The organism is Bradyrhizobium sp. PUT101 (genome assembly GCF_052043945.1).
GTDB lineage: Bacteria > Pseudomonadota > Alphaproteobacteria > Rhizobiales > Xanthobacteraceae > Bradyrhizobium.
This window is the reverse complement of record NZ_CP197207.1, coordinates 2,616,713-2,629,312: the sequence shown is the minus strand read 5'-3', so window position 1 is coordinate 2,629,312 and position 12,600 is coordinate 2,616,713. Positions and strand designations below refer to the sequence as shown.

The following is a 12,600-nucleotide window of genomic DNA, read 5'->3' as shown; positions in this document are numbered from 1 at the left end:
CCATGCTGGCGCGCGACTGGTACTACAACGAGCGGAACCGGATGGGGATCGAGCCCGCTGTGGCATCGATCTACGACAGCCATGACGATGCCGATCTGCGGTCGCGCGCCGCGCTGAAAATGCTGGGTGTGCAGCGCGGCTGGCGTATCGCCGATATCGGCTGCGGCAACGGCGTGCTCGCCACCGAAGCCGCGCTGATGGGCGCGGAGGTTGACGCCATCGACATCTCGCCGGCGATGCTCGCGCTCGCCGAGATCTACGCCCGCGACCGCAAGGCGCCGGTGCGCACCCAGTCGGCAGGCCTGCTCAGCTTCGCCTACCGCCCGGAGTCCTACGATCTGATCGTCAGCGAGTTCACGCTGCACCATTTGCCGGATTTCTGGAAGGCGGTGGCGATGTCGCGGATCTATCGCGCACTGAAGCGGGGTGCGAGCTTCTATCTGCGCGACATCGTCTATACCGCGATGCCTGACGCGATCGAGCGTGACGTCGAGCAATGGGCCGACTTCCAGATCAAGAACCACGATTTCGCGCGGGAGAGCGTGGTGACGCACATGCGCGACGAATATTCCACCTTCGGCTGGGTGATGGAACGGATGCTGACCGACGTCGGCTTCACGCTGGTCTCGGCTGATTACCACGCACCGATGCACGGCACGTATCTGCTGCGCAAACCCAAAGCCGGCGAGCAAGGCTGAACAACAGCAAGGCTGTCTGAAAAGGCAGGACCGGAAACGATAATGAAGCCCGCCGACATCCTCATTGCCGTCACGGTGGCGATCATCTGGGGACTTGCCTTCGTGGCAAGCCGGATCGCGCTCGACGAGCTGTCGCCGGAGTTGATGACGGCGCTACGATTTACCATTGCCGCGGTGCCCTGCCTGTTCGTTCGCAAGCCGAAGATTGCATGGCCGCTTCTGATCGCGATCAGCTTCACGCTGTTCCTCGGCCAGTTCCTGAGCCAGGCCTATGGCATCGCCCATGGCGTTCCGGTGGGCTTGACCTCCGTCGTGGTGCAAAGCCAGGCGCTGTTCACCATCGGCTTTGCCGCGCTCGCGTTCGGCGAGCGGCCGACGCCGCTGCAGACGCTGGGTATCGTCGTTGCCGCGGCGGGCCTGCTGATGATCTGCGGCACCGTTGGCTATGATTTCAGCATCGCGGCATTCGCGGTGCTGATGATCTCGCCGCTCAGCTTCGCCGTTGGAAATCTCCTGCTGCGCAGCGCCCGCGGCGTGCCGATGTTCGACCTGTTCGCGTGGCTATGTCTCGCGTCGGCGGTGCCGCTGTTCGTGCTGGCGCTGATCGCCAATGGGCCGGCTCCGACCTGGACGTCGCTGACCCACATGTCGCTGACGTCAGCTCTCTGCATGCTGATGCTCGGCGGCGTCTCCACCAGCATCGCCTATTGGCAGTGGGGCCGCCTGCTGCGCGACTATCCCGCCGCGCAAGTGGTGCCGTTCGCGCTGCTGGTGCCGTTCGTCGGCTCGGCTGCCTCCAGCATCGTGTTCGGCGAGCGGTTCGGACCCCTGCGCCTCGCCGGCATGCTGACCGTGATCGGCGGCATCGCCGTGATGGTGCTGGCGAAGCGCCCGCAAGTCGTGCCGAAGACTGCGTGAGGCGAATATGACCTACTCGCTGTTCTACGCCTTCCTCGCCTTCATGGTGGTGATGTACTTCACCCCAGGGCCTAACAACATCATGCTGTTGTCCTCCGGCCTGACCTACGGCTTCCGGCGCACGATCCCGCATATCGTCGGCATCGTCATCGGCTTCGCCTTCATGATCGCCGCCGTCGGCCTCGGGCTCGGCACCGTGTTCCTGGCCTATCCGATCCTCCAGACCATCCTGAAATATGCCGGCGCCGCCTACCTGATTTACCTGGCCGCCGTGATCGCCATGTCCGGTCCGGCCAGGCCCGGCGAGGAGAAGGCCCGCGGCCCGATGACCTTTTGGGGTGCGGCGATGTTCCAGTGGATCAATGCCAAGGGCTGGGTGATCGTGATCGGCACCATCACCGCCTACGCCGCGATCGCCCAATTCCCGCTCAACATCGCCATCCAGACCGTGATCAGCCTCGTCGTCGGCACGGTCTCGACCGTGGTCTGGGCCCTGTTCGGCACCGCGCTGCGCCCGGTTCTGACCTCCGAGCGGCTGGTCCGCGCCTTCAATATCCTGATGGCGGTCCTGCTGCTCGCTTCCCTCTACCCCGTTTTCATGGATGCATGATGTCGCGGATTTCCATGCAGAAACGGGTTTCCCTCAAGGCTGAAAATGCTCTAGACAGCCCCCGAAATCCGCAAATTTCACCCTTCGGACACTGACCATTGGCCGATTTCGGCCCTGAACGAGGAAACGACCATGCGTGTTTATTACGATCGCGACGCCGACCTGAACCTGATCAAGGGCAAGAAGGTCGCCATCGTCGGCTATGGCAGCCAGGGCCACGCCCATGCGCTCAACCTGAAGGACTCCGGCGTCAAGGAAGTCGCCATTGCGCTGCGCAAGGGTTCGGCCTCGGCCAAGAAGGCGGAAGCTGCCGGCTTCAAGGTGCTGGAAGTCGCCGAAGCCGCCAAATGGGCCGACCTCGTCATGATGCTGACGCCGGACGAGCTTCAGGGCGACATCTACCGCGAGCACCTGCACGACAACATGAAGAAGGGCGCCGCCCTCGTGTTCGCCCACGGCCTCAACGTCCACTTCAACCTGCTCGATCCGCGCGCCGACCTCGACGTGCTGATGATCGCGCCGAAGGGCCCCGGCCACACCGTGCGCTCGGAATATCAGCGCGGCGGCGGCGTGCCCTGCCTGATCGCGATCGCCAAGGACGTCTCGGGCAACGCCCATGACCTCGGCCTGTCCTACGCCTCCGCCATCGGCGGCGGCCGCGCCGGCATCATCGAGACCACCTTCAAGGAAGAGTGCGAGACCGACCTGTTCGGCGAGCAGGTCGTGCTCTGCGGCGGCCTGGTCGAGCTGATCAAGGGCGGCTACGAGACCCTGGTCGAAGCCGGCTACGCGCCGGAGATGGCCTATTTCGAGTGCCTGCACGAAGTGAAGCTGATCGTCGACCTGATCTATGAAGGCGGCATCGCCAACATGAACTACTCGATCTCCAACACCGCCGAGTACGGCGAGTACGTCACCGGTCCGCGCATCATCACCGACGAGACCAAGAAGGAGATGCGGAAGGTTCTCGCCGACATCCAGGGCGGCAAGTTCGCGCGCGACTGGATGCTCGAGAACAAGGTCAACCAGACCTCGTTCAAGGCGACCCGCGCCAAGCTCGCCCAGCACCCGATCGAGGAGGTCGGCGCCAAGCTGCGCGACATGATGCCCTGGATCAAGAAGGGCGCGCTGGTCGACAAGAGCAAGAACTGACGGCTACGCCGTCATTCCGGGGGCGCGAAGCGCAACCCGGAATCCAGAGGTTGTGGATCGAGATTCCGGGTTCGCGCTAACGCGCGCCCCGGAATGACGGACGAAACGCAACCTTGCTCGCCAAACCAAATCTTAAATCTTCGCGGCTATGATCGAGCGAGATCGCAAACAGTGGTCTCGCTCTTTTCATCCCGCGCGAAGCATTGCTGTTTCATTCAAATTCTTCGCGGGTTGACGCGCAGCCTGAACGCGAAGAACCGACTTTTAAACCACATTCTTGGCATCGCGGCGTTTGTCGCACTTTCTCGCGGCGTTCCGAACATCAAAACCTCTGCGTCCTCCGGGGCAAGGGTTCGGCTCTTCATCCGCATTCTCATCTCGAGCCAGGCCGTTGCATACCGGCCGAGCGCATCGCCGAAATTGTGCTCGAGCGCTGACCGCGGCAGGTCCCAAGGTGCGCCATCAGATCACGCCGGAGCCGATGCGCCACCTGATCGGGGCCGTGCTGCCGAAGCGGACGCTCGAGCGCATCATCGCCAAGCGGCTCGGGTTGCTGCCGCGTGTTGATCGATGCTGCGCTGCAACTTGCAGCGGAGGGAATCGAGATCTCCGTCCGTGAGGCTGCGTGCCGGGCAGCAGTGTCGCCGGGAGCGCAATTCCGGCACTTCCCGAAACCGCGACGTCCTGATGGTGGCCGTGGCAGAGGAGGCGCAGCGGCGCTTTCGTGCCAAGATCGAGACGGCGCTGGGCTCGGTGCCGGCCGCCGACCCGCTGGCCGGCTTTCACGCGTTCCGCCTCGCTCATCTGTGCTGGGCCAGGCGCAACCCCGCGCATTTCCAGATCATCTCCACCGGGCGCCATTTCGCCCATGGCAGCTCGCCGGAGCTGACGCGCGACCACGGCCGAGCCGATCGCGCTGACCGAGCGGATGCTGACCGACGCGGCAGAGCAGGGGCTGCTGCGGTCGGCCGACCGCAAGCGCATCGAGATCGCCGGCCGCGCCCTGGTCTACGGTTTCGCTCGGATGAATCTCGACGGCCACTTTCCACGTTGGCGCGTGGAGCAGCGTGAAGTCGAGCGGGTGGCGGAAGAGGGCTCGACCTGTTCATCGCGGGCGTTGCAAAGCCGTAGCAGCTTCGCCGCTCGCTAACATTAAGCGAAGGTCGGGCCGCCCCGCGCGTTGCCTGTCCTTGACCATTCCGTTACAGTTTTATGACACGGTGCAGGCTTCCGGCTGCGCCGGACGCCCTGACCGGCCGGTCAGAGGTGTCACAGGGCCGGACTTGAAGTTCAGCGTATTTTCGATGGCGTCCGCGCCCAATCCAGGTCCTTCTGCCGCGACCGCCGTGCTGGCGAGCGTCGCCGCGCTCGGCATCTGGCGCCTGCTCGCGGTTGCAGCGCCGCATTTCGCTGCGCTCGCGCTGATGTACAAGACCGAGACCGATTTCGGCTCGCGCCTGTCCTTTGCGCTCGCCTGGGGCATCCTGAACTTCTTCTGGATCACGCTGCTGCGGCGGCCGGCGCTCTCGGGTGCACTGTCGCTGACCATGGTCGTCGTGCTGGTGCTGCTGTCGCAGCTCAAGCACGCGGTCGTGCAGATGACGGTCAACTTCATCGACCTGATGATGATCGACCGCGACACCGTCGCGTTCCTGTTCACCATCTTCCCGAACTTGCGCTGGTCGGTGATTCTGGCCGGCCTGGTCACGCTCCCGTTGATGTATTCGCTGTGGTGGCTCGACCCGTTCCGCGTCCGCCGCCTGCCGGCGCTGGCCTGCAAGCTCGCCTGCCTCGCCGGGCTTGTCGGTTATTCGCTCTACCATCCGGATGAAGCCTGGCGCAGCTATTACGACGACGGCTATCTCTCGAAATTCTTCCGCTCGGGCGTCAGCGCGGTGTCGGATCTCGCGCAGTACGGCCTCATGGAGGCGGCCGCTTCGACCAATGAACGGCTCAACATACCTCTGGTCGATGCCTGCCATCCGGCCGGCCGCCGGCCGAATATCATCATGATCCATGATGAATCGAGCTTCGACATCCGCGCGGCGCAGGGCATCAAGGTGCCGCAGGGCTATGGCAGCCACTTCAACTCCTGGGACGGCAAGCAGCGCACGTTCCTGGCCGAGAGCAATGGCGGACCGAGCTGGTTCACCGAATACAACGTGCTCGCGGGGCTCTCCTCGCGCTCGTTCGGACGCTTCGCCTATTTCGTGACGCGCATTGCCTCGAGCCGGGTTGAGCGCGGCCTGCCGCTGGCGCTGCGCCGCTGCGGCTACGAGACGCTGTCGCTCTATCCCGCCAATGGCGGCTTCATGGGCGCGCGCAGCTTCCAGATGACGACCGGCATCGAGCGCTTTCTCGATTCGAAAGACCTCGGCGCGAAGGATGTCGAACCCGACAGCTTCTTCTACGACAAGGCGCTCCAGCTGATGGGCCAGCAGCCGCCGAACAAGCCGCTGTTCACCTTCATCTATCTCGGCGCCAATCATTTCCCCTGGGAGACGCGCTTCCGCCCCGACCTGCTGCCGACCTGGCGCGCGCCGGGCAATGCGCCGTCGATCGACGAATATCTGCGCCGACAGGCCATGAGCGCCGAGCAGTACAAGGCCTTCGTCGCCGGGCTGAAGAAGAAATTTCCGGGCGAGCCCTTCCTGATCGTGCGCTACGGCGATCACCAGCCGGAATTCGCACCGCAGATCCTCGAGCCCGGGCTCGACGAGGGCGCTCTCGGCAAGAAGCTGGACAATTACGATCCGCGTCTCTACGCGACCTATTATGCGATCGACGCCGTCAATTTCGAGCCGCTGAAGAGCGCGGCCGTGATGGACACGATCGACGGCCCCTATCTGCCGCTGGTGATCCAGGAAGCCGCCGGCATCCCGCTCGACCCGTCTTTCGCCGAGCAGAAGGAGATCATGCTCCGCTGCAAGGGCATCTTCTACGGCTGCAAGGAGGGCGCCGAGGCGCGGCGGCTGAACCGGCTGCTGATCGACGCGGGGATGATCAGGGGACTGTAGCCGTCCTTATTGCCCCCCAATCTTCTCCCACAGCCACTTCGCCACCGCATCCGGCGACGAATTCGCGTCGTTGCCGCTGGCGCGCAAATTCGCTTCGCGCATGGTGGCGATGTCGATCTTGCCGAGCAGCGGCCGCAGCGCCGCCTGCAACCGCTCGTCGCGGGCGCGTTTCGGCGCGAGCAGGAGGATGGCGTCGTAGGGCGGAATGGCGTGCCTGATATCGTCGAGTGCGACGAGATCGTACTTCGCGATCAGGCCGTCACTGGTGTAGCCGGCGATCACGTCGACCTCGCCGCTGGCGGCGGCCGCATACATGAAATCCGGCTGCATCTGGCGTTGGGCGCGGAACGAAAGGCCGTAGGCCTTCTGCAGGGCCGCCCATTCGGGCCGCGAGAAGAATTCGTAGTCGCCGGCAATCGACATCGTCGATGCGTGTGCGGCGAGATCGGTGATGGTGCGGATGCCGAGCGCCTCGGCGTGCTTCCTCGGCATCACCAGCGCATAGGCGTTCTCGAAGCCGAGGTCGCCGAGCAGGGTGATGTTGTCCTTGGCGAGCGCCGCTTTGAGCTCCGCGAGCAGCTCGGTGCGCGGCTTGATATCGCCGCGATGCAGCTGGTTGGCCCAAAGCGTGCCGGAATAGTCGACGTAGAGGTCGATGTCGCCGGCCTTCAGCGCCCCGAAGATCACGCTCGAACCGAGGCCCGAGCGCGCCGTCGCGGACAGGCCGGCGGCCTGGAGACGGTCCCTGAGCAGCGCCGATAGCACATATTGCTCGGCAAATGTCTTGGCGCCGACGACGTAGCCCTGCGAGGAGCGCCCCATCGTCGGCACCAGCGTTGCGGCAACGAGGGCCGCGATCCCGGCGCAGCCGAGCGCTGCGCGCAGACGGCTGCGACGACGCAGACCGTTCTCGATCAGGCCAAGCAGTTGATCGACAGCGAGCGCGAGCAGGGCAGAGGCCAGGCAGCCGAACAGCACGAACACCCAGTTCTGGGTCTGGAGCCCGGCAAAGATGTAATTGCCGAGGCTGGTCTGCCCGATCGGGGTCGACAGCGTCGCGGTGCCGATCACCCAGACCGTGGCGGTGCGGATGCCCGCCATCATCACCGGCAGCGCCAGCGGCAGCTCGACCATGAGAAGCGATTGGCGCCCGGTCATGCCGACGCCCTTGGCCGCTTCGATCAGCGCGGGATCGATGCCATTGAGCCCGGTGATGCCGTTGCGCAGCACCGGCAGCATCGAATACAGCGCCAGCGCCAGCATCGCCGGCAGGAAGCCGAACGCGGAGAAGGAAACGCCGAACCAGGCCAGCGCGACCGAGGCCGCCGCAAGCAGCAGCGGATAGAACAGCGCAAGCAGCGCCAGTCCAGGCACGGTCTGAACGATGCTGGCGAACGCGAGCAGAATGCCGCGCGGCGCCGGGCGATTGCGCGTGAGGATGGCCAGCGGCAGGCTGACGGCGAGACCGAGCGCCAGTGCGGCAAGGCTCACCCGCACATGGTTGCCGAGATAATCGGGCAGATGAGCCAGCGCCTCGCCCCAGCGTGGATCGGCGAGCAGGCTCATGCCGCACCGCTCTGCGGCAACAGCGCGTTCAGCCGCTCGGCCTGGCGCCGCGGCGTGCGCAGCAGCTCCAGCACGTAGGCGTCGCCGCTCTTGGCGAGCTCATTGGGCGTGCCCTGCGCGAGCAGCTGTCCGCCGCGCATCACTGCGATGCGGTCGGCGAGCAAGATAGCCTCCGTCATGTCGTGGGTGATCATCACGCTGGTCAGGCCGAGCTTGCGATGCAGCGAACGATAGTCGTCGCCGAGCGCATCGCGGGTGAGGGGGTCGAGCGCGCCGAACGGCTCGTCCATCAGCACGATGCGAGGCCTTGCCGCAAGCGCCCGCGCGACGCCGACGCGCTGGCGCTGCCCGCCGGAGAGCGCTTCCGGCAGACGGTCGCGATGCGCGGCACGGTCGAGCTGCACCAGCTCGAGCAGCTCGTCGACACGCGCCGCGATATCCGCCGCCGACACACCCAGCAGCCTCGGTGTGATCCCGATATTGTCAGCGACGCTCAAATGCGGGAACAGCCCGCCGCTCTGAAAGACGTAGCCGATCCGCCGCCGCAGCGCGACCGGATCGACATTTCTCACGTCCTCGCCCTCCACGGTGATGGTGCCGCCGTCGGCCTCGGTCAGCCGGTTGGCGAGCCGCAGCAGCGTCGTCTTGCCCGAGCCCGAGCCACCGACGATGGCCACAAACTCGCCCTCGGCGATCTCGAGCGATACATCGTTCAGAGCCTTGAGGGAGCCGAAGCTCTTTGTGGCGTGTGCATAGCCAATCATGGGACTGGACGGCATCAGACGTGCGCTCGGCTCGGTTGCCTCTGAGGGTGGGCGGGGTGACGGGCCCCATGCGTAGCACGCTTGGCGCCTTGATTGAACTTGGCCGCGCGAGCGGCTAAGGCATCGGCCTGAATTCGGAGGAAGCACATGACGACGCCCACGGCGGTGGCGCTGGAAGATGCCAAGGTCGCGTTCCGCCTCGGGGACGGGCGGGTCTATACGGCAGTCGAGAAGGCTCATCTCACGGTCGCCCAGGGCGAGTTCGTCGCCATCGTCGGCCCGACCGGCTGTGGGAAATCGACGCTGCTCAACGTTGCGGCCGGGCTGCTCAAGCCCGCCGCCGGCAGCGTCCGGATTTTCGACCGGCCGTTGACGGGGCTGAACCGGGATGCCGGCTACCTGTTCCAGGCCGACGCGCTGTTCCCCTGGAAGACCGCGCTCGACAATGTCGCGATCGGGCTCGAGATCAAGGGCACGCCGCGCGCCGAAGCGCTGCCGCAAGCGCAGAAATGGCTGACCTCCGTCGGCCTCGGTGCCTTTGCGGGCCGCTATCCGCACATGCTCTCCGGCGGCCAGCGCAAGCGCGTCGCCCTGGCGCAGGTGCTGATCCGCGATCCCAAGATCCTGCTGATGGACGAGCCGTTCGGGCCGCTCGATGCGCAGACCCGTCAGGTCATGGGCAACCTGCTGCTCGATCTCTGGAGCGCCGACCGCAAGGCCGTGCTGTTCGTGACCCATGATTTGGAAGAGGCGATCGCGCTCGCCGACCGTGTCGTGATCATGTCGGCCGGGCCATCCTCGCGCATCATCGGCGACTGGCGCGTGAGCTTGCCGCGCCCGCGCGACATCTTCGAGGTGCGGCTCGACAAGGAGTTCCATGCGCTACATCGCGAGATCTGGAGCGTGCTCAAGGACGAGGTGATGAAGGGCTACGCGCAATCCACGCAAGCGGCGGAGGCGGTCTGATGTCGCGCGTGACGCTGCTGGCGTTGCAGATCCTGGTCGCCATCGTTTGCCTCGCACTATGGCAATTGCTCGCCACCGTGCCGGTCTTCGGCAAGATCCTGTTGCCGCCGTTCTTCTTCTCCAATCCGGTCGACGTGTTCAGCCAGATCGTGAAGTGGTTCTCCTCCGGAGTGATCTGGAAGCATCTCGGCATCACATTGACGGAATCGATCCTCGCCTTCGTGATCGGATCGCTGGGCGGTGTGCTGGTCGGCTTCTGGTTCGCGCGCCAGCCGCTGGTCGCCGCGGTGTTCGACCCCTACGTGAAGATGGTCAACGCACTGCCACGCGTCGTGCTGGCGCCGATCTTCGCGCTGTGGCTCGGGCTCGGCATCTGGTCCAAGGTCGCGCTCGGCGTCACGCTGGTGTTCTTCATCGTGTTCTTCAACGTCTATCAGGGCGTGAAAGAGGTCAGCCGCACGGTGCTCGACAACGGCCGCATGCTCGGCATGAGCGAGCGGCAGTTGATGCAGCACGTCTATTGGCCGTCGGCGCTGTCGTGGATGTTCTCCTCGCTGCACACGTCGGTCGGCTTCGCCGTGGTCGGCGCTGTCGTCGGCGAATATCTGGGATCGGCGGCGGGGCTCGGCTACCTGATCCAGCAGGCCGAAGGCGTGTTCGACGTTGCCGGTGTGTTCGCAGGCATGTTCGTGCTCTCGGCCTTCGTCATCCTGATCGACTTCGGCGTCACGCTGGTGGAGCGGCGTCTCCTGGTGTGGCGGCCGACCGTGGATGGACGTGGTTAAACCGCCTCGTTCTCGCTGACATTTATGTGATTGGCCGGCCGGAATAGAACGCGCGGCCGCGCGTCAAACTCCCATGCGACCACCCGCATGGGAGTTCTTGATGCACTCGTCACAGTTTCGTCGCGCCGTAGCGGCGCTCGCAGACAGATCCAGATGGCCTAGGTTCGGCCTCGGCACGACATTCCTTGCGGCGCGCATTCTCGTCGCGTTCGCGGTGCCTCCGCTCGCGTTCGCGCATCAGTCCCATCCGGCAAACCCGCCGGCTGCGCTGAGCACGGAGGAACAGGCATTCCTGGAAGAGAATGAAACCGCGATGACCAAGATGATGAACGACATGGCGGTCAAGTCGACCGGCGACGTCGATCGCGACTTCGTCGCGATGATGACTCCGCATCATCAGGGCGCAATCGACATGGCAGTACTCGAATTGCGCTATGGCAAGAACGAGCAGTTGCGGCGCATCGCCCAGGAAATCATTGTCGATCAGATGCAGGAGATCGCGGCCATGAAGCTCGCCATAGGCGAGCCGGCCACGGACACCGCACCTGCTCCGACGCAGCCGGCATCCGCTCCGGTTGCGAACGTTCATCATCATCCGGGCATGCAGATGGATGTGCCCGCCGGAATGAAGAAGTAGGAGCTACATACATGAACACGTCGAAAAACAGGGTCGTGAGAAGCGCTTTCCTGGTCGCCACGATGCTGGCAACCGGACCCGCTGCATGGGCGGGGCAGGCGCCGCGCGCGCTGTCCGCCCCCGATATTCCGATCAGCCACCACGACCGCGTTTACGCTGCAGAACAATTCTCGAATACGGTTTCGGTCACCGACCCCGTCGACAACAAGCTGCTTGGCGTGATCCGGCTGGGCGACCCGCAACCCACCAATTTCAGCCCGCTCTACAAGGGCCAGGTCCTCGTGCACGGCATGGGCTTCTCGCCGGATCATAGGACGCTCGCCGTGGTCTCGATCGGTTCGAACTCCGTGAGTTTCATCGATACCGCGACCAATGCGGTCAAGCACGTGACCTACGTCGGGAGGTCGCCACACGAAGCGTTCTACACACCGGACGGCAAGGAGGTGTGGGTTACCGTCCGCGGGGAAAACTACATCTCCGTTATCGACCCGACCAGCTTCAAGGAGAAAACCCGCATCACGACCCCGAACGGGCCCGGTATGCAGATTTTCTCACCCGACGGCAAGTATGGCTACATCTGCTCGTCCTTCAATCCCGAGATTGACGTGGTCGCTGTTGCGGAGCACAAGATCATCGCGAGGGTGAAGCAGGAGAGCCCATTCTGCCCGAACATCGCGGCGACGCCGGATGGAAACCAGGTGTGGTTCACGCTGAAGGACGTGGGTCGGACCCAGGTGTTCAACGCGAGGCCGCCGTTCAATGCGATCAAAACCATTGAAACCGGTCCGATCACAAATCACGTCAACTTCGCGCATACGGCCAAGGGGACGTTTGCCTATGTCACTGTCGGTGGCCTGAACGAAGTGAAGGTGTTCCGCACCGACGACTTCTCGCAGGTCGCGACGATCCCGGTCGGTAGTCTCCCGCATGGCGTGTGGCCGTCCGGCGACGGCACTCGCATCTATGTCGGACTGGAGAATGCCGACGCGGTTGCGGCTATCGATACGGCAACCAACATGGTAATCGCGAATGTCCCGATCGGCCAGGCGCCGCAGGCGATCGTCTATGTCCCGAACGCCGCGCCGGACCCGGATGACCGCCAAAATCTGCAGGCTCTCGGCGTTGCCGGGCAGGTTGCTCATCTCGCGCTAGTGTCGAAGGGCGACGCAGGGGGCGGCAAGGCGCCGACCAGCGTGTCGTTGTTCGATCAAGGCTTGATACAGGTCCTGCAGGCTTCGGTGACGGGACTTCAGCCCAGGCAGAAATATGTGCTAGCGCTGGCGGACCATGGCGATGGAAGCGGCCCGCTGCAGCCATTGGCGGCGTTCATGACCAATCCAGCCGGATCGGCCATCGTCAACGCGGTGGGTCCGATCCGGCAGATCGTCGACCAGTCTGCCGCGGCTGCCAGGCGATATCTGGTGATTGCGTCCGGCGATGCGACCAAGCCGGGCGACGCCATCCAAGTCGAGGCGCGATGACGTTCG

The 12,600-nt window shown here is 64.5% G+C and carries 12 protein-coding genes and 1 pseudogene; 11 read left to right on the top strand and 2 right to left on the bottom strand.

Annotation, left to right across the window (positions count from 1 at the left end; all coding sequences use genetic code 11):
* Positions 1-2: 2 nt before the first annotated feature.
* From ACSHT2_RS12975 to ACSHT2_RS12945, 7 genes and pseudogenes are all read left to right on the top strand, one after another.
* Complete coding sequence (locus ACSHT2_RS12975; RefSeq protein ID WP_440641901.1) at positions 3-698, top strand: class I SAM-dependent methyltransferase; 696 nt, start codon at positions 3-5, stop codon at positions 696-698.
* Between the two features lie 42 nt (positions 699-740).
* Entirely contained in the window at positions 741-1,616 is an 876-nt protein-coding gene (locus ACSHT2_RS12970; protein WP_440641900.1) for an EamA family transporter, read from the top strand.
* 7 nt (positions 1,617-1,623) lie between these two features.
* Positions 1,624-2,226, top strand: a complete 603-nt coding sequence (locus tag ACSHT2_RS12965; RefSeq protein ID WP_440641899.1) for a LysE family translocator — start codon at positions 1,624-1,626, stop codon at positions 2,224-2,226.
* Between the two features lie 132 nt (positions 2,227-2,358).
* A complete protein-coding gene (gene ilvC, locus ACSHT2_RS12960) occupies positions 2,359-3,378 on the top strand; it encodes a ketol-acid reductoisomerase (protein WP_126255348.1) in 1,020 nt (339 codons plus the stop codon).
* 395 nt (positions 3,379-3,773) lie between these two features.
* Positions 3,774-3,997: pseudogene (locus tag ACSHT2_RS12955) on the top strand (hypothetical protein); the annotation flags it as partial.
* A gap of 309 nt (positions 3,998-4,306) precedes the next feature.
* The gene (locus ACSHT2_RS12950) at positions 4,307-4,528 is read left to right on the top strand and encodes a hypothetical protein (protein WP_440641898.1); all 222 of its coding nucleotides are present in this window, start codon (positions 4,307-4,309) and stop codon (positions 4,526-4,528) included.
* Positions 4,529-4,682: 154 nt separating this feature from the next.
* Positions 4,683-6,395, top strand: coding sequence for an LTA synthase family protein (locus ACSHT2_RS12945; RefSeq protein WP_440641897.1), 1,713 nt, complete (start codon positions 4,683-4,685; stop codon positions 6,393-6,395).
* A gap of 6 nt (positions 6,396-6,401) precedes the next feature.
* Here the strand turns inward: ACSHT2_RS12945 and ACSHT2_RS12940 are convergent, their stop codons facing one another.
* Together ACSHT2_RS12940 and ACSHT2_RS12935 are read right to left on the bottom strand one after the other, a co-directional pair.
* Positions 6,402-7,961: an ABC transporter permease/substrate-binding protein gene (locus tag ACSHT2_RS12940; RefSeq protein ID WP_440641896.1), complete on the bottom strand. Its 1,560-nt coding sequence runs from the start codon at positions 7,959-7,961 to the stop codon at positions 6,402-6,404.
* Complete coding sequence (locus tag ACSHT2_RS12935) at positions 7,958-8,740, bottom strand: ATP-binding cassette domain-containing protein (RefSeq protein ID WP_440641895.1); 783 nt, start codon at positions 8,738-8,740, stop codon at positions 7,958-7,960. The genes ACSHT2_RS12940 and ACSHT2_RS12935 overlap by 4 nt, the downstream gene beginning before the upstream one ends.
* A gap of 132 nt (positions 8,741-8,872) precedes the next feature.
* Between ACSHT2_RS12935 and ACSHT2_RS12930 the strand changes: the two genes are divergently transcribed.
* The 4 genes from ACSHT2_RS12930 to ACSHT2_RS12915 all read left to right on the top strand — a co-directional run bounded on the left by ACSHT2_RS12930 (position 8,873) and on the right by ACSHT2_RS12915 (position 12,594).
* Positions 8,873-9,691 carry an ABC transporter ATP-binding protein gene (locus ACSHT2_RS12930; RefSeq protein ID WP_319328411.1) on the top strand — a complete coding sequence of 273 codons (819 nt, stop codon included), beginning with the start codon at positions 8,873-8,875 and terminating at the stop codon, positions 9,689-9,691.
* Positions 9,691-10,476, top strand: coding sequence for an ABC transporter permease (locus ACSHT2_RS12925; protein WP_440641894.1), 786 nt, complete (start codon positions 9,691-9,693; stop codon positions 10,474-10,476). Before ACSHT2_RS12930 ends, ACSHT2_RS12925 begins: the two co-directional genes overlap by 1 nt.
* Before the next feature lie 100 nt (positions 10,477-10,576).
* Entirely contained in the window at positions 10,577-11,113 is a 537-nt protein-coding gene (locus tag ACSHT2_RS12920) for a DUF305 domain-containing protein (protein WP_440641893.1), read from the top strand.
* 11 nt (positions 11,114-11,124) lie between these two features.
* Complete coding sequence (locus ACSHT2_RS12915) at positions 11,125-12,594, top strand: YncE family protein (protein WP_440641892.1); 1,470 nt, start codon at positions 11,125-11,127, stop codon at positions 12,592-12,594.
* Positions 12,595-12,600 lie beyond the last annotated feature (6 nt).